We start from the raw sequence: 17790 nt of genomic DNA, 5'->3' as shown, positions 1-17790 counted from the left end.
ACAAACTGCTCGCTGACCTGGATCGCCAGTTGCGGGCCGTGGGCCTGGGCGATCAGGTCGAGCATCAGGTCAATCGATGCGGTGCCGCCGGCAGACGTGATGCGTCGGCGGTCGATCTCGAACAGCTCCTGGGTGACGCTGAGCTGCGGATAAGATTCCTTGAAGGCGTCGATGGCTTCCCAGTGCAGCGTCAGGCGATGGCCATCGAGCAGGCCGGCCTCGGCGAGGACGAAGCTACCGGTGTCGATGGCGCCGAGGGTCACGCCTTCGTTGTCCAGCCGTCGCAGCCAGTGCTCCAGCGCCGGGGTGGCGAATTTCAGTGGTTCGAAACCGGCGACCACCAGCAACGTCGCCCCTTTCTTCAGCGGCTCCAGCGCCGCATCCGCGTTGACCGACATCCCGTTACTCGCCAGCACCGCCCCGCCATCGGCGCTCAAGACGTGCCAGCGGTACAACTCGCCGCGAAAGCGGTTGGCCACCCGCAGCGGTTCGATCGCAGAGATGAAGCCGATGGCGGAAAAACCCGGCATCAACAGAAAGTAGAAATCCTGGGACATGGCGCGCACTCGGTTAGCGGGTAGCGTGCAACGTTGATACGCCAGTTGTCGGCGGCATTCAAGGGGACAGGTCGCTGCAGTGCAAGAGCTGGTCGCCGCAGTGCGCTTTCAAGGGCGTACAGCTGCGTAATTTGAGCATCACCGGCGCACAGACACCGGAACCCACAATAATGACCTGCCGAGGAACCCGACATGAAACGACTGATCAGCAGCTGTGTTCTCGCACTCAGCGGTACCGCGTTTTTAAGCGCCAGCGTCATGGCGGCCGATTCCGCATCGTGTCAGAACGTGCGCATGGGCGTGGTGAACTGGACCGACGTGATCGCCACCAGTGCGATGGCCCAGGTTCTGCTCGACGGGCTCGGCTACAGCACCAAACAGACCAGCGCCTCTCAGCAAATCGTTTTCGCCGGCATCCGCGACCAGCGCCTGGATCTGTTCCTCGGCTACTGGAACCCGCTGATGACCCAGACCATCACCCCGTTCGTCGACGCCAATCAGGTCAAGGTGCTTGAAGCGCCAAGCCTCAAGGACGCCCGCGCCACCCTCGCCGTGCCGACCTACCTGGCGGACAAGGGCCTGAAAACCTTCGCCGACATCGCCAAGTTTGAAAAAGAGTTGGGCGGCAAGATCTACGGCATCGAGCCAGGCTCGGGCGCCAACACCCAGATCAAGGCGATGATCGCCAAGAATCAGTTCGGCCTTGGCAAATTCCAGCTCGTCGAATCGAGCGAGGCCGGCATGCTCGCCGCCGTCGATCGCGCAGTGCGCCGCAAGGAAGCCGTGGTGTTCTTCGGCTGGGCGCCGCACCCGATGAACGTCAATGTGCAAATGACCTATCTGACCGGCAGCGATGACGCCCTCGGGCCGAACGAAGGCATGGCCACCGTATGGACCGTGACCGCGCCGAAATACGCCGAACAATGCCCGAACGTCAGCCGCCTGCTGAGCAACCTGACGTTCACCGCCGAAGACGAGAGCCGGATGATGCAGCCGCTGCTCGATCACAAGGACGCTTTCGAATCGGCCAAACAATGGCTCAAGGATCACCCGCAGGACAAACAGCGCTGGCTCGAAGGCGTCACCACCTTCGATGGCAAACCGGCGGCTGAAAACCTCCAGCTCACCAGCAAATAAACCGTAACGAACGAACCACTTCGCAGCCCGCCACGGGCTGCGAACAGACCCATCACGCCTGAAGGAAAACGCACCATGAACCACGACGTCATCATCACCTGCGCACTCACCGGTGCTGGCGACACGACCGCCAAGAGCCCTCACGTGCCGGTCACCCCGAAACAGATCGCCGCAGCCGCAGTAGAAGCGGCCAAGGCTGGTGCCACGGTCGTGCACTGCCACGTTCGTGACCCGCAGACCGGCAAGTTCAGCCGTGACGTGGCGCTGTACCGCGAAGTCATGGAGCGCATCCGCGAAGCCGACGTCGACATCATCGTCAACCTCACCGCCGGCATGGGTGGCGACCTGGAAATCGGCCCGGGCGAGAACCCGATGGAGTTCGGCCCGAACACCGATCTGGTCGGCCCGCTGACTCGTCTGGCCCACGTCGAAGAACTGCTGCCGGAAATCTGCACCCTGGATTGCGGCACCCTGAACTTCGGCGACGGCGACACCATTTACGTCTCCACCCCGGCCCAACTGCGGGCTGGCGCGAAGCGCATCACCGAGCTGGGCGTGAAGGCGGAGCTGGAGATTTTCGACACCGGGCACCTGTGGTTCGCCAAACAGATGATCAAGGAAGGCCTGCTGGACAATCCGCTGTTCCAGCTGTGCCTGGGCATCCCGTGGGGCGCGCCGGCCGACACCACCACCATGAAAGCCATGGTCGACAACCTGCCTGCCGACGCGGTGTGGGCCGGCTTCGGCATCGGCCGGATGCAGATGCCGATGGCCGCGCAAGCGGTGCTGCTTGGCGGCAACGTGCGGGTCGGTCTGGAAGACAACCTGTGGCTGGACAAAGGTGTGCTGGCGACCAACGGCCAACTGGTCGAGCGCGCCACTGAGATCCTCAGCCGCCTCGGCGCCCGCGTGCTGACCCCGGCTGAAGGTCGCAGGAAGATGGGCCTGACCCAGCGCGGCTGAAATCACCCTTTCCCCCGGTGGGCGGGCCATTGACGCCCACCGTTTTTTTGCCTCATTCCAGGAAGTGACCATGAGCTTTATCACCGAAATCAAAACCTTCGCAGCACTGGGCAGCGGCGTCATCGGCAGCGGCTGGGTCGCCCGCGCCCTCGCCCACGGCCTTGACGTGGTGGCCTGGGACCCGGCGCCGGGGGCCGAAGCGGCGCTGCGCAAACGCGTGGCAAACGCGTGGGGCGCGCTGGAGAAAAACGGTCTGGCGCCGGGCGCGTCGCAGGATCGTCTGCGCTTTGTCGCGACCATTGAAGAGTGCGTGCGCGATGCGGACTTCATCCAGGAAAGCGCCCCGGAACGCCTCGAACTGAAACTGGAGCTGCACAGCAAAATCAGCGCGGAGGCCAAGCCGAATGCATTGATCGGTTCCAGTACTTCGGGCCTGCTGCCGAGCGAATTCTACGAGAGCTCGACCCACCCGGAACGCTGCGTGGTCGGCCACCCGTTCAACCCGGTTTACCTGCTGCCATTGGTGGAAGTGGTCGGTGGCAAGAACACCGCGCCGGAAGCGGTTCAAGCGGCGATGAAAGTCTACGAATCCCTCGGCATGCGCCCGCTGCATGTGCGCAAGGAAGTGCCGGGCTTCATCGCCGACCGCCTGCTCGAAGCGCTGTGGCGCGAGGCGCTGCATCTGGTCAACGACGGCGTGGCGACCACGGGTGAGATCGATGATGCAATCCGCTTTGGCGCCGGTCTGCGCTGGTCGTTCATGGGCACGTTCTTGACCTACACCCTGGCCGGTGGCGATGCCGGCATGCGCCACTTCATGTCGCAGTTCGGCCCGGCGCTGCAGTTGCCGTGGACGTACCTGCCGGCGCCGGAACTGACCGACAAGTTGATCGACGATGTGGTGGATGGCACCAGCGATCAGTTGGGCCGGCACAGTATTTCGGCGCTGGAGCGCTATCGTGATGATTGCTTGCTGGCGGTGCTTGAGGCGGTGAAGACCACGAAAGAAAAGCACGGGATGAGTTTCAGCGAGTAATCGATCGTTCCCACGCTTTGCGTGGGAATGCAGCCCGGGACGCTCTGCGTCCCAGAAGCGTGACGCAGAGCGTCACAGGAGGCGTTCCCACGCAGAGCGTGGGAACGATCGCATCAGGAGAAAATATGCCCACACTCACCACCTACCAAACCCGCATCATCCCCGACTGGGTCGACTACAACGGCCACCTGCGCGACGCCTTCTATCTGCTGATTTTCAGCTATGCCACCGACGCCCTGATGGATCGTCTCGGCATGGACAGCAACAATCGCGAAGCCAGCGGTCACTCGCTGTTCACCCTCGAACTGCACCTCAACTATCTGCACGAAGTGAAGCTCGATGCCGAAGTCGAAGTGCGCACGCAGATCATCGGCCTCGACCAGAAACGCCTGCACCTCTATCACAGCCTGCACCTTGCCGGCGGTGACAAGGAGCTGGCCGGCAACGAGCAGATGCTGCTGCACGTCGACCTCGCCGGGCCGCGTTCCGCGCCGTTTACCCCGGACACCCTGGGCCGTCTGCAAGCCATCGTCGCCGAGCAGGCCGACCTGCCCGCGCCTGCTTACATCGGCCGGGTCATCGCCCTGCCGCCAGCCCGGTAAATCCATCCACCGCAAGGAGCCGCCATGCACACCGCCGCTGCAGTTGCCGATTTCCGTACTTATCCGTTGATCAGCGCGCTGAACGGCGTGCAGAACCTGGCGGATCGCGTCCTGATCGAATGGGCCGACGGGCGTGTCAGCCCGTTTCACCACGTGTGGCTGCGCGACAACTGTCCGTGCCCGCACTGCGTCTACAGCGTCACCCGCGAGCAGGTGTTCGAGATCGTCGATGCGGCGCAGGATCTGTCGCCCTCCGCCGCACATATCGACACCGATGGCTGCCTGCGCATCGACTGGCAGGACGGCCACCTTAGCCGCTTCGACGCCGGTTGGCTGCGAGCCCACGCCTATGACGAGGAATCCCGCGCCGAACGCCTTGCCGCCAAGCCGAAACCCTTCCTGTGGCGCAGCGATTTGCAGTTGCCGGTGTTCGACTATTCAGCCCTGATGAACGACAACGCTGCGCTGCTGCAATGGTTGCTGGCGGTACGCGACATCGGCCTGACCCAGGTGCGCGGCGTACCCACCGAACCCGGTTCGCTGAAGCTGATCGCCCAGCGTATTTCGTTCATCCGCGAGAGCAACTTCGGCGTGCTGTTCAACGTGCAATCCAAGGCCGACGCCGACAGCAATGCCTACACCGCTTTCAACCTGCCATTGCACACGGACCTGCCGACCCGCGAGCTGCAACCGGGCCTGCAATTTCTGCATTGTCTGGTGAACGATGCCGAGGGTGGCGAGAGCATTTTCGTCGACGGTTTTGCGATTGCCGAAGCGTTGCGTCAGGAAGATCCATCGTCGTTTCAGGCGCTGTGCGAGATCCCGGTGGAGTTTCGCAACAAGGACCGCCACAGCGACTACCGCTGCCTGGCGCCGGTCATCGCCCTGGACGCGTTGGGCCGGGTCGCGGAAATCCGCATGGCCAACTTTCTGCGCGGGGCGTTCGACACGTCTGTGGAGCAAATGCCCTTGCTGTATCGCGCTTACCGGCGCTTCATCGCCATGACCCGCGAGCCACGCTTCCGGGTGATGCAGCGGCTCAATCCGGGCGAGCTGTGGTGCTTCGACAACCGCCGCACCCTGCACGCGCGCAATGCGTTCGACCCGGCCACCGGAGCCCGGCATTTTCAGGGCTGCTACATCGACCGGGATGAGTTGTTGTCGCGGATTCTAGTGTTGCAGCGCTAAACCGCGTCATCGTTCATCGCCAGCAGGCTGGCTCCCACAAAGAGCGCATTTCAATGTGGGAGCCAGCCTGCTGGCGATGAATGCACCTCGATTTACCTGACACACAGGCAAAAAAAGCCCCGATACAAGCCGTGACAGGATCGGGGCGAGGGTACTGTTGAGGAGCTGCCGTGGCGAGGGTGACCAAACCTTCGTGAAGCGAGCTGGGTCCAGTGTGCCCACTCCCCTTGCCGGCAAGTTAGCCGAAAACGACATGCTCATAGCCAATGTGGACACTGCGACAAATCGCCCTTGCCGTGCCTGGGCATGCCTACCAGAATCGAGCCACGACCTCCGTTGCCGAAGAAGGATTCGCGTCATGATGTATGCCGATTTGATCGATCAGGAAGACCTGTTGGGCCAGCTCAAGTCGTTGGGATTCGAAGTACCGTCGGGCTCCACTGCCCAGCAGGCCTGCGAGTGCGCGGTGCGGGGTCTGGACGATGTGCGGGCCAACACGCTGCGCACCATGGTCAAGCAGATGTACACCAGCAGCGCGAGCATTCAGCCGACCGTGCGCGAAGCCATCGACAAGCAGTTGCTGCCGGCCCTGGCGCAGTATCAGCAAACCCGCGCCTGACATCTGACCCAAAAAAAAGATCGCAGCCTGCGACAGTGCCTTTCCTGAAGGCGCTGTCGCAGGCTGCGATCTTTCGTTTTAGAGGCGCACGCTGGCGAAGGTCGACTCGTTGCGTGCCTGGCTCAGCGCCGACATCGGCCCGGACAGCGGCGACATCACGATGGCTTGCGGCAGCGGCATCATCGCCACCTGCTGGGTGGTGTTGGAGCCGACGCGCTCGTCACGCGGCGGAATGCCGAAGTATTCGCGGTAGCACTTGGAGAAGTGCGGTGTCGACACGAACCCGCAGACCGACGCCACTTCGATGATCGACATCGGCGTCTGCTTCAGCAGCTGCCGCGCACGGATCAGACGCAGCTTGAGGTAGTAGCGCGACGGCGAGCAGTGCAGGTATTTCTGGAACAGGCGCTCGAGCTGACGACGGGACACGGCGACGTACACCGCCAGTTCGTCGAGGTCGATCGGCTCTTCCAGGTTGGCTTCCATCAGCGCGACGATTTCCTGCAGTTTCGGCTGGTTGGTGCCGAGCATGTGCTTGAGCGGCACACGCTGGTGATCCTGCTCGTTGCGGATGCGCTCGTAGACGAACATTTCCGAGATCGCGGCGGACAGTTCACGGCCGTGATCGCGGCTGATCAGGTGCAGCATCATGTCCAGCGGCGCGGTGCCGCCGGAGCTGGTGAAACGGTTGCGGTCGAGGGTGAACAGACGGGTGCTCATCGCAACGCGCGGGAAAGCTTCCTGCATCGCCGCCAGACATTCCCAGTGCACGCTGCAATCAAAACCGTCGAGCAGGCCGGCGCAGGCCAGGGCCCAGCTGCCGGTGCACACGGCGCCGAGGCGTCGCGACTGACGCGCCTGGCTTTGCAGCCACGAGACGTGTTCACGGGTAACGGTGCGTTGAATGCCGATCCCGCCGCACACGATGATGGTGTCGAGGGCCGGGGCTTTGTGCATGGAGGCGTCGGGGGTGATCTGCAGACCGTCACTGGCCCAAACCTGGCCGCCATCGACAGTGAGGGTGGTCCAGCGATACAGCTCGCGACCGGACAACTGGTTGGCCATCCGCAGCGGTTCGACTGCGGAAGCCAGGGAAATCAGCGTGAAATTGTCCAGCAGCAGAAAGCCGATGGATTGAGGCGCACGGTTCTGGGGTTGAGCCCCGGAGTTGAACGACGTCATCGCGGTATCTCCTCACACAAAGCGGGTGATGGCCTCAGGCGGAGGCTCTTGTTATTGCCATCGTTCTCTTGCGTGAGACGGGCTTTGTTATGACAGAGCAATTGCCATGCCTAAATTTGAATGGCTGTTCAATAACTCCTGAAAACGACGTCGCGACGCGTCTATACAAGCGCCCCGACCAAAGGTAATTCGAAGTGCCATCAGCGGCCGCGAATGCCCTGCTCCGATGCGTGTGAGCAAATCGGTAGCACTTGTGGGAACTGGCCTGCGCACGATTGTCCTACAGTGTCACCGCAGGCACGGGTGACGGACGGTAGCGCCTGCAAATCAGGCGCTGGAGGTGGGAAAGACTCTTATCTGATAGCGACGCGCCAAAAGGTGGCGCGTTTTGATTCCGGTGTGCACTTAACGCGCAGTTTTGACTGGTCCGGCCTCATCGCTGGCAAGCCAGCTTCCACAATTGAGCGAGTTCCTCTGCCGGAATGCGATCGAATGTGGGAGCGGGCTTGCTCGCGAAGGCCACACCTCGGATTTACTGACTCAACATTCAACCGCACTGACCGCCAACCCGCCCCGAGAAGTCTCTTTATATTTGTCATGCATGTCGGCGCCGGTATCGCGCATGGTGCGGATCACCCGGTCCAGCGAAATAAAGTGTTGGCCGTCCCCGCGCAAGGCCATCTGCGCCGCGTTGATCGCCTTCACCGCCGCAATCGCATTGCGCTCGATGCACGGCACTTGCACCAGGCCACCCACCGGATCGCAGGTCAGGCCGAGGTTATGTTCCAGGCCGATTTCCGCCGCGTTGCACAACTGCTCGGGGCTTGCGCCAAGGATTTCCGCCAGCCCTGCCGCCGCCATCGCACAAGCCGAACCGACCTCACCCTGACAGCCGACTTCAGCGCCGGAGATCGAAGCGTTCTTCTTGCACAGAATTCCCACCGCTGCGGCGCCGAGGAAGTAGTCGACCACGTTGGCGTCGGTCACTGCCTCGCTGAATTTCATGAAGTAATGCAGCACCGCCGGAATGATCCCCGCCGCGCCGTTGGTGGGCGCCGTGACCATGCGTCCGCCGGCGGCGTTTTCCTCGTTCACCGCGAGGGCGAACAGGTTGACCCACTCCATGGCGCTGAGGGTCGAGCCGATCACGTTGGGCTTGTTCAATTCCTGAAGGCTGCGGTGCAACTTCGCCGCGCGGCGGCGCACGTTGAGGCCGCCGGGCAGGATGCCTTCGTGCTTGAGGCCCTGCTCGACGCAATCCTGCATCGCCCGCCAGAGTTTCATCAGGCCGGCGCGGATTTCTTCCTCGCTGCGCCAGACCTTCTCGTTGGCCATCATCAATTCGGCCACGCGCAGGTTGTGGGTCTTGCACAGCTCCAGCAGCTCCACCGCGCTGGAAAAGTCGTAAGGCAACTCGGTGCGATCCAGATCCACCACGCCGCTGGAGGCCTGCGCCTCGTCCACCACAAAACCACCGCCGACCGAATAGTAGGTGTCGCGATGCAGCTCGCCGTGATCGCCTTCGGCAACCAGGGTCATGGCGTTGGGATGGAACGGCAGGTTCTCGTCGATCAGGCGCATGTCGCGGCCCCATATAAAGGGCACCGACAAACGACCGTCGAGCAACAGCGTGTGGGTTTCACGCAGGGCCTGGATCCGCGGGCCGATCTGCGACGGGTCGATCGCGTCCGGCCACTCGCCCATCAGACCCATGATCACCGCGTTGTCGCTGCCATGACCGACACCAGTGGCCGACAGCGAACCGAACAACTGCACCTCGATGCGACGCACCTGCTCCAGTAGATGTTTGTCGCGCAACGACTCGACGAACAGGGCGGAGGCGCGCATGGGCCCGACGGTGTGGGAACTGGAAGGGCCAATGCCGATTTTGAACAGGTCGAAAACGCTGATAGCCATTGCTGCAGAGCTCCTGAGAGTGCCGGTCCGGGGCGTGAAGCGCCCGCTGGCGGAGCTGCTACGCTCAAGCTGCAATCCGCCGGAATGCCCGCATCATCGGGCTTTTCCCGGGTCGCTCGGCGTCTGACACCGACGCACTCATGCCCACTAACGCCGTGCCGGTTTCAGCCCGTGTTTTCGCCGTTTTTATGCGGTTCAGATGGCCAGACAGGGCAGAAAAAAGCTGTAAACGACGTCACTGACACTGGATGCGACCATCCCTGTACTGGATACGACGCACCCTGTAGGCGTCAGATTTTCACTGGTACATGATCGTATCGACTCGATTGCAAGGCGCTGCGGTAGAGCTGTCTCCAGAACGCCATCCAACCGCAACCCATAAGTGCGGTGGTCCAATCGGAACACTGCCAAAAAAAACACCAAGGAGTCCATTCATGAAAGGTTCCCCGTCGTTGTTGTTGGCCGCCATGCTGAGTCTGCCGTTACTGGCTCAAGCCGCAGAACCGGCGCAGTGCAGTACCGTGAACTTCTCCGATGTCGGCTGGACCGACATCACCGCAACAACCGCCACCACCTCCGTCGTGCTTCAGGCCCTCGGCTACAAGACCAAGACCACCATGATCTCCGTACCCGTGACCTACAAGTCGCTGGCCGACGGCAAGAACATGGACGTGTTCCTCGGCAACTGGATGCCGACCATGGAAAACGACATCAAGGCCTACCGCGACGCCGGCACCGTGGAAACCGTGCGCACCAACCTCAAGGGCGCCAAGTACACCCTCGCCGTTCCGCAGGCCTTGTATGACAAGGGTCTGCACGACTTCGCCGACATCGCCAAATTCAAGAAAGAGCTCGACGGCAAGATCTACGGGATCGAGCCGGGCAACGACGGCAACCGCCTGATCCAGAGCATGATCGACAAGGACGCCTTCGGCCTCAAAACCGCCGGCTTCAAGGTCGTCGAGTCCAGCGAAGCGGGCATGCTGTCGCAGGTCGACCGCGCACAAAAACGCGACACCGCCGTGGTGTTCCTCGGCTGGGCGCCGCACCCGATGAACAAGCGTTTCAAGATTCAGTACCTGACCGGTGGTGACGATTTCTTCGGCCCGGATTTCGGCGCCGCCACCGTGGCGACCAACACCCGCAAGGGCTACGCCGAGGAATGCAGCAACGTTGGCCAACTGCTGAAAAACCTGGAGTTCACCGTCGACATGGAAAGCGAACTGATGGGCAACATCCTGGACGACAAGATGAAGCCTGACGCGGCCGCCAAGGCCTGGCTCAAAAAGAATCCACAGGTGCTCGATACCTGGCTCGCTGGCGTGACCACCATTGACGGTAAACCAGGCCTGGAGGCCGTGAAAGCCAAACTCGCACAGCCTTGAATTAAAGAGGCATCGCTTATGCCGGGCGGGCTAACCGCCCGGGCTGTTTATTCCTTGCATGCGGACGTTCACTACCATGCTGATTGATCAGAAAATCCCTTTAGGCCAGTACATCGCGGGCTTCGTTGAATGGTTGACGCAACACGGCGCCAACACTTTCGACGCAATCGCCGTGACCCTGGAAACGATGATCCACGGCGTGACGTTCGCGCTGACCTGGTTCAACCCGCTGGTGCTGATCGGCCTCATCGCCCTGCTGGCCCACTTCATTCAACGCAAATGGGGCCTGACCGCGTTCGTGGTCGCCTCCTTCCTGCTGATCCTCAACCTGGGGTACTGGCAGGAAACCATGGAAACCCTCGCCCAGGTCATGTTCGCGACCCTGGTCTGCGTGGTCATCGGCGTGCCCCTGGGCATCGTCGCCGCGCACAAACCGATGTTCTACACTTTGATGAGGCCGGTACTCGATCTGATGCAGACCGTACCGACCTTCGTTTACCTCATTCCTACCCTGACCCTCTTCGGGCTGGGCGTGGTACCGGGCCTGATCTCGACGGTGGTGTTCGCCATCGCCGCGCCGATCCGCCTGACCTACCTGGGCATCCGCGATGTCCCGCAAGAACTGATGGACGCCGGCAAGGCCTTCGGCTGCTCGCGTCGCCAACTGCTTTCACGGATCGAACTGCCTCACGCCATGCCGAGCATCGCGGCCGGCATCACCCAGTGCATCATGCTGTCGCTATCGATGGTGGTGATCGCGGCACTGGTGGGCGCCGACGGACTCGGCAAACCGGTGGTCAACGCACTGAACACTGCTGATATCGCCCTGGGCTTCGAAGCGGGCCTGGCGATCGTACTGCTGGCGATCATGCTCGACCGTATCTGCAAACAACCCGACGCCAAAGTAGGGGGTGACGCATGAGCATAATTCGCTTCGATAACGTTGACGTGATCTTCACCAAGGATCCGCGCGAAGCACTGAAACTTCTCGATCAAGGCTTGACCCGCAGTGAGATCCTGAAAAAGACCGGGCAGATCGTCGGCGTTGAAAAGGCCAGCCTCGACATCAACAAAGGCGAGATCTGCGTGCTGATGGGCCTGTCCGGCTCCGGCAAGTCGAGCCTGCTGCGCTGCATCAACGGCCTCAACACCGTGAGCCGCGGCAAGCTGTTCGTCGAACACGAAGGCAAGCAGATCGACATCGCGTCCTGCACCCCGGCCGAGCTGAAAATGATGCGCACCAAACGCATCGCGATGGTGTTCCAGAAGTTCGCCCTGATGCCCTGGCTGACGGTGCGCGAGAACATCAGTTTTGGTCTGGAAATGCAGGGTCGTCCGGAGAAGGAACGGCGCAAGCTGGTCGATGAAAAACTCGAACTGGTGGGCCTGACCCAGTGGCGCAACAAGAAGCCCGACGAGCTGTCCGGCGGCATGCAGCAGCGTGTCGGTCTGGCCCGCGCACTGGCGATGGACGCCGACATTCTGCTGATGGACGAACCGTTCTCGGCCCTCGACCCGCTGATCCGTCAGGGTCTGCAGGATGAGCTGCTGGAACTGCAACGCAAGCTGAGCAAGACCATCGTGTTCGTGAGCCACGACCTCGACGAGGCGCTGAAACTCGGCAGCCGCATCGCGATCATGAAAGACGGCCGGATCATCCAGTACAGCGTGCCGGAAGAGATCGTGCTCAATCCTGCGGACGATTACGTGCGCACCTTCGTTGCCCATACCAACCCGCTGAACGTGCTGTGCGGTCGCAGCCTGATGCGCACCCTGGACAACTGCAAACGCATCAACGGTTCGGTGTGCCTGGATCCGGGCGGCGACTCGTGGCTGGACCTCGCCGAAGGCAACACCATCAAAGGGGCGCGGCAGAACGGTTCGGTGCTGAACCTGCAGAACTGGGCACCGGGGCAAGCCGTGGAAGGGCTGGAGCGCAAACCGACGCTGGTGGACTCGAACATCGGCATGCGCGACGCGTTGCAGATCCGTTACCAGACCGGCAACAAACTCGTGCTGCACGACAACAACCATGTGGTGGGGATTCTTGGGGACAGCGAGCTGTATCACGCGCTGCTCGGGAAGAACCTGGGATAAAGAGAGCAGACACAAAAACGCCGCGAGAGGATCGCGGCGTGATCGTTCCCACGCTCCGCGTGGGAATGCAGCCCGGGACGCTCCGCGTCCCAAATCAAAAGCCGAACGCGGAGCGTCCGTTGAGGCATTCCCACGCAGAGCGTGGGAACGATCAGGCACAAAAAAGGGGCTCAACTTGAGCCCCTTTGTATTCCCGCACAACGTGCAGGAAAGATCACTTCACAACTCAGCTATAGACCCGGCCAAGGAGCTGCCGATGGCTTTCAAACTGATCGAGCACATCGCGTGTGATCTGATCCTGTGTGAAGCCCATCAGGTCGTAGTCCTGGCTGCCGTTGTGCAGGTACACCTCGGCGCGGTAGAAACGCTGGCGCGCTTCATCGGACTGAACCGACTCGCTCGGGGTCGCCAGGTAGCCGTCCAGGCTCACTTCGTAGACAAAAGGGTTGCCCTCTTCCATCTCGACCCGCACGCCCATGCAGCGCTTGGACTTGCCCAGCAGCGTCTGCACTTCCAGACCCTGTGCACGCATTTGCGCAGCGGCATCTTCCAGCGCCGGGCTGACGTGTTTGTCCATGAAGCGCTGAACCACCGACTGGCTCGGTTGCAGATCCAGCTGGGTCAGGCGCTCGCTGAAACCACGACGACCGCGTTCAGCCAGTTGCGCCTGCTCCTGTTCGATCTGCATGTCCTGGCGCATCGCCTTGTGCAGGCCGAACATGAAGCACACCAGCACCACCGAGAACGGCAGACCGGCCAGCACCACCATGGTCTGCATGGCTTCGAAGTTACCGGCGAACAGCAGGCCGATGGTCACCAGCGTGATCACGACCGACCAGAAGATCCGCAGCCAGTGCGGGGCGTCTTCGTCGACGTTGCCGCCCTTGCAGGACAGGTTCGCCATCATCACCGCGCCGGAGTCGGCCGGGGTCAGGAACAGTACGAAACCAACAAAGATCGACACACCGATGACGACTTTCGACGCCGGGTAGTGTTCAAGCAACTGATAGATCGCCATCGACGGCTGTTCCAGCGCCGTCTTGCCGAGTTCCACCGCACCCTGGTTCATCACCAGATCCAGCGCCGAGTTACCGAAGATCGACAGCCACGCCAGGGTGAAACCCAGCGGAATCAGCAGCACGCCAGCCACCAGTTCACGCACGGTACGACCACGGGAAATACGCGCGATGAACATGCCGACAAATGGGGCCCAGGAAATCCACCACGCCCAGTAGAACAGAGTCCACAGGCCCAGCCAGCGGTCGGACTTCTCGCTGTCGCCTTCATAGACGTACAGGTCGAAAGTCTTCAGCACCACCCCGTTGAGGTAGTCGCCGATGTTCTGCACGAAGCCGTTGAGCAGGTGCAGGGTCGGGCCGAACAGCAGAACGAAAATCAGCAGGCCGCTGAACAGGATGATGTTGAGGTTGGACAGACGACGGATGCCGTTTTCCACGCCGGACACGGCAGCGATGGTCGCCACCGTGCTCATCACGATGATCACGATCAGCAGGTTGGTGTTGCTGTGTTCCATGCCGAACAGGTTTTCCAGGCCCGAAGACACTTGCAGCGAGCCGATCCCCAGGTTGGTCACCAGACCCAGCAGGGTCACGAACATGCCGAAGCCGTCCACCGCATGACCGGCAGCGCCCTTGACCCAACGCTCGCCCACCAGCGGATACAGCGCCGAACGCAGTGCCAGCGGCTGGTTATGACGGTAAGCGAAATAGGCCACAGCCAAACCGACCAATGCGTAGATCGCCCAGCCGTGCAGGCCCCAGTGCAGGAAGGTCAGCTGAACAGCCTGACGTGCCGCCATGTTGGTAGCGGACGCGCCTTCCGGTGGATTGAAGTAGTGATCCAGCGGTTCGGAAGCGCCGAAGTACAGCAGCGAAATACCGATACCCGACGAGAACAGCATCCCCGCCCAGGCGCCGTAGCTGAAATCCGGGGTGTCGTCCTTGCTACCCAGTTTGAGTTTGCCGTACGAGGAAAACGCCAGGCCCACCACGAAAACCAGGTAAGCGGCGATCACCACCATGTAGTACCAGCCGAAGCTGCGGGACAACCAGGCCTGAGCCACTCCCAGCATTCTGCCGGCCTCTTGCGGGGCGATGATCAGAATGGCGGTCAACAACAGAATCAGCGCGGTAGAGGTGTAGAACACCCAACCGTTGACCGTCACCTTCTCGGGCGGGGTCTTTATAAGCGAGGCAGAACTCATGGCACAAATGCTCCAGGCAGTGCGAGAGAAGAACACAAGGCAACACGGAACCCGACCAATCGGTTAGTTGGCAGCCGACCGGCGGGTGATATAAAGACACCCCGAAAAAAGCCCGAACCTGCAGAGATGGCATCGCGAATCGCCGTCGTGGCCGAGGCATGGACGTTCATCCGAAACCTGGCCTTGAGCGTCTTGCCCATTCAACACGTCCATCGAACGTCGAACCGCGCCTTGCCCCGCGCAGGTTTCGAGCATTTTCGGATGTCGGTTTATCGCCACTTACACGTAGGAAAAATCTGTAGGCAGCGACGATTTGTCGCAGATCTTATTCTTTGTTGATTGAACGTTCAATCAAAACAAAATAGACTGGCCCTCAATCCGATAGGCGTCATTCGCCCGTCGGAAGGCCTAAGGAGATGTGCAAGATGCCCAAGGTCGGTATGCAACCCATCCGCCGCCAACAACTGATCGAAGCCACTTTGCAGGCGGTTGATCAGGTCGGAATGGGGGACGCCAGCATTGCGCTGATCGCCCGTTTGGCCGGTGTCTCGAATGGCATCATCAGTCACTATTTTCAGGACAAGAATGGCCTGATCGCCGCCACGATGCGGTATCTGATGACCGCCCTCAGCGAGAGCGTCACCGCGCGCCGTCAGGCGCTGGCAGACAGCAGCCCCCGGGCGCATCTGCAGGTGATCATCGAAGGCAACTTCGACGCCAGCCAGGTCAATGGCCCGGCAATGAAAACCTGGCTGGCCTTCTGGGCCACCAGCATGCACCAGCCGTCTTTGCACAGGTTGCAGCGGATCAACGATCACCGTCTGTATTCCAACCTGTGCTGCGAGTTCCGCCGTGTGTTGCCGCTCGAAGATGCGCGCACCGCCGCCCGTGGACTGGCAGCTCTGATCGACGGTTTGTGGTTGCGCGGCGCGCTGTCGGGAGACGCTTTCGACACTGCGCAGGCGCAACAGATCGCTTACGAATACATGGATTTCCAATTGGCCAAGCAGGTGAGCTAGAGCACAGAGAAAACGCTCGGCCCCTGAACTGTCACCGACCAGTGATGCCACAGCTATATGGCTCACCCGGTGACCAACGCCAACCACTAATGCACTTGCGAGGACACTATGGCCCGTTTCGAACTGCAAAAACTCTACATCGATGGCGCGTACTCCGACGCCGGCAGCGATGCCACCTTCGAAGCCATCAACCCGGCTAACGGTGAAGTCCTCGCACAAGTGCAACGTGCGACCAAGGAAGACGTCGAGCGTGCTGTGGTCAGCGCTGAAAAGGGCCAGAAAATCTGGGCCGCGATGACCGCCATGGAGCGTTCGCGCATCCTGCGTCGCGCCGTCGACATCCTGCGCGAGCGCAACGATGAACTGGCTGCCCTGGAAACCCTGGACACCGGTAAAGCCTTCTCCGAAACCAAGTACGTCGACATCGTCACCGGCGCCGACGTGCTGGAATACTACGCAGGCCTGGTACCCGCCATCGAAGGCGAGCAGATCCCGCTGCGTGACACCGCATTCGTCTACACCCGTCGCGAGCCGCTGGGCGTTGTCGCCGGTATCGGCGCGTGGAACTACCCGATCCAGATCGCCCTGTGGAAATCCGCTCCAGCCCTGGCGGCCGGTAACGCGATGATCTTCAAGCCAAGCGAAGTCACCTCGCTGACCACCCTGAAACTGGCCGAGATCTACACCGAAGCCGGCGTTCCGAATGGCGTGTTCAACGTCCTGACCGGCAGCGGCCGTGAAGTCGGCACCTGGCTGACCGAGCACCCACGCATCGAGAAAATCTCCTTCACCGGCGGCACCGACACCGGCAAAAAAGTAATGGCCAGCGCTTCGGCTTCGTCGCTCAAAGACGTGACCATGGAACTGGGCGGCAAGTCCCCGCTGATCATCTGCGACGACGCAGACCTGGATCGCGCCGCCGACACCGCCATGATGGCCAACTTCTACAGCTCCGGTCAGGTCTGCACCAACGGCACTCGCGTGTTCGTGCCGAGCCACCTGAAAGCCGCTTTCGAAGCCAAGATCGTCGAGCGTGTTGCCCGCATCCGCGTTGGCAACCCGGAAGACGAAAACACCAACTTCGGCCCGCTGGTCAGCTTCCCGCACATGGAAAGCGTGCTGGGCTACATCGCCAAGGGTAAAGAAGAAGGCGCCCGCGTTCTGTGCGGCGGCGAACGTCTGACCGACGGCGAATTCGCCAAGGGCGCGTTCGTGGCTCCGACCGTGTTCACTGACTGCACCGACGACATGACCATCGTCCGTGAAGAAATCTTCGGCCCGGTCATGGCGATCCTGACCTACGAAACCGAAGAAGAAGTGATCCGCCGTGCCAACGACACCGACTTCGGACTGGCCGCCGGTATCGTCACCCGCGACCTGAACCGCGCCCACCGCGTGATTCATCAACTGGAAGCCGGTATCTGCTGGATCAACGCCTGGGGCGAGTCCGACGCAAAAATGCCGGTTGGCGGTTACAAGCAGTCGGGCGTCGGCCGTGAGAACGGCATCAGCTCGCTGAACAACTTCACTCGCATCAAATCGGTACAGGTCGAGCTGGGCGATTACGTCTCGGTGTTCTAAGACCCGAGTCATTTATTGCTCGCGAGGCCGCCTTCGCTGGCAAGCCAGCTCCCACAGATTGGATGTCGTCCACCCAATCTGTGGCAGCCCCGATCCCTGTGGGAGCGGGCTTGCCCGCGAATCGAGTGCAAAGCACTCGCCAGGCCTGACCTGACCAACTTCAAAGAGGGTGCATTCAATGTCCCAAGAATTCGATTACATCATCGTCGGTGCCGGCTCTGCCGGTAACACTCTGGCGACCCGTCTGACTGAAGACGAAGGCGTCACCGTCCTGCTGCTCGAA

Annotated in this window: 16 protein-coding genes; 12 read left to right on the top strand and 4 right to left on the bottom strand. The window is 61.4% G+C overall.

What is annotated here, in order from left to right; all coding sequences use genetic code 11:
• Positions 1–557: AraC family transcriptional regulator (locus K5E37_RS28760; RefSeq protein WP_221535769.1), on the bottom strand; the 557-nt coding region annotated here is incomplete at its 3' end.
• Positions 558–749: 192 nt separating this feature from the next.
• On the opposite strand from K5E37_RS28760, the gene choX reads away from it, so the two are divergent.
• The 6 genes from choX (at position 750) to K5E37_RS28730 (ending at position 6102) form a co-directional block, all read left to right on the top strand.
• Positions 750–1694: a choline ABC transporter substrate-binding protein gene (choX, locus tag K5E37_RS28755; protein WP_007959767.1), complete on the top strand. Its 945-nt coding sequence runs from the start codon at positions 750–752 to the stop codon at positions 1692–1694.
• 75 nt (positions 1695–1769) lie between these two features.
• The gene (locus K5E37_RS28750) at positions 1770–2657 is read left to right on the top strand and encodes a 3-keto-5-aminohexanoate cleavage protein (RefSeq protein ID WP_221535768.1); all 888 of its coding nucleotides are present in this window, start codon (positions 1770–1772) and stop codon (positions 2655–2657) included.
• A 70-nt stretch (positions 2658–2727) separates the two neighbouring features.
• A complete protein-coding gene (locus K5E37_RS28745) occupies positions 2728–3693 on the top strand; it encodes an L-carnitine dehydrogenase (RefSeq protein ID WP_221535767.1) in 966 nt (321 codons plus the stop codon).
• A 125-nt stretch (positions 3694–3818) separates the two neighbouring features.
• On the top strand, positions 3819–4295 hold the full coding sequence (locus K5E37_RS28740) for a thioesterase family protein (RefSeq protein ID WP_221535766.1): 477 nt from the start codon (positions 3819–3821) through the stop codon (positions 4293–4295).
• A 24-nt stretch (positions 4296–4319) separates the two neighbouring features.
• On the top strand, positions 4320–5483 hold the full coding sequence (locus K5E37_RS28735; protein WP_221535765.1) for a gamma-butyrobetaine dioxygenase: 1164 nt from the start codon (positions 4320–4322) through the stop codon (positions 5481–5483).
• Between the two features lie 358 nt (positions 5484–5841).
• The gene (locus K5E37_RS28730; RefSeq protein WP_007959758.1) at positions 5842–6102 is read left to right on the top strand and encodes a hypothetical protein; all 261 of its coding nucleotides are present in this window, start codon (positions 5842–5844) and stop codon (positions 6100–6102) included.
• Positions 6103–6180: 78 nt separating this feature from the next.
• On the opposite strand, the gene K5E37_RS28725 is transcribed toward K5E37_RS28730, so the two are convergent.
• On the bottom strand, positions 6181–7284 hold the full coding sequence (locus K5E37_RS28725; protein ID WP_007959756.1) for a GlxA family transcriptional regulator: 1104 nt from the start codon (positions 7282–7284) through the stop codon (positions 6181–6183).
• A 540-nt stretch (positions 7285–7824) separates the two neighbouring features.
• Positions 7825–9201 carry an L-serine ammonia-lyase gene (locus K5E37_RS28720; RefSeq protein WP_221535764.1) on the bottom strand — a complete coding sequence of 459 codons (1377 nt, stop codon included), beginning with the start codon at positions 9199–9201 and terminating at the stop codon, positions 7825–7827.
• Between the two features lie 434 nt (positions 9202–9635).
• Here K5E37_RS28720 and K5E37_RS28715 point away from each other — a divergent pair, with 434 nt between their 5' ends.
• From K5E37_RS28715 to choV, 3 genes are all read left to right on the top strand, one after another.
• Positions 9636–10586 carry a choline ABC transporter substrate-binding protein gene (locus K5E37_RS28715; RefSeq protein WP_127800322.1) on the top strand — a complete coding sequence of 317 codons (951 nt, stop codon included), beginning with the start codon at positions 9636–9638 and terminating at the stop codon, positions 10584–10586.
• Between the two features lie 76 nt (positions 10587–10662).
• On the top strand, positions 10663–11508 hold the full coding sequence (choW, locus tag K5E37_RS28710; RefSeq protein ID WP_007959749.1) for a choline ABC transporter permease subunit: 846 nt from the start codon (positions 10663–10665) through the stop codon (positions 11506–11508).
• Entirely contained in the window at positions 11505–12683 is a 1179-nt protein-coding gene (choV, locus tag K5E37_RS28705) for a choline ABC transporter ATP-binding protein (protein WP_007959747.1), read from the top strand. The genes choW and choV overlap by 4 nt, the downstream gene beginning before the upstream one ends.
• Before the next feature lie 226 nt (positions 12684–12909).
• Here choV and K5E37_RS28700 read toward each other — a convergent pair whose 3' ends face one another.
• Positions 12910–14850: a BCCT family transporter gene (locus K5E37_RS28700; RefSeq protein ID WP_223290698.1), complete on the bottom strand. Its 1941-nt coding sequence runs from the start codon at positions 14848–14850 to the stop codon at positions 12910–12912.
• 482 nt (positions 14851–15332) lie between these two features.
• On the opposite strand from K5E37_RS28700, the gene betI reads away from it, so the two are divergent.
• The 3 genes from betI to K5E37_RS28685 form a co-directional block, all read left to right on the top strand.
• Positions 15333–15926 carry a transcriptional regulator BetI gene (gene betI, locus K5E37_RS28695; protein WP_007959743.1) on the top strand — a complete coding sequence of 198 codons (594 nt, stop codon included), beginning with the start codon at positions 15333–15335 and terminating at the stop codon, positions 15924–15926.
• Between the two features lie 108 nt (positions 15927–16034).
• Entirely contained in the window at positions 16035–17507 is a 1473-nt protein-coding gene (gene betB / locus K5E37_RS28690) for a betaine-aldehyde dehydrogenase (RefSeq protein ID WP_007959741.1), read from the top strand.
• Positions 17508–17685: 178 nt separating this feature from the next.
• Positions 17686–17790 (top strand): NAD(P)-binding protein (locus K5E37_RS28685; RefSeq protein WP_221535770.1); only part of this gene is annotated, 105 nt, incomplete at its 3' end.

Source organism: Pseudomonas sp. RIT778, assembly GCF_019718735.1.
GTDB classification, from domain to species: domain Bacteria; phylum Pseudomonadota; class Gammaproteobacteria; order Pseudomonadales; family Pseudomonadaceae; genus Aquipseudomonas; species Aquipseudomonas aphyarum.
This window is presented reverse-complemented; position numbering and strand designations above follow the sequence as displayed.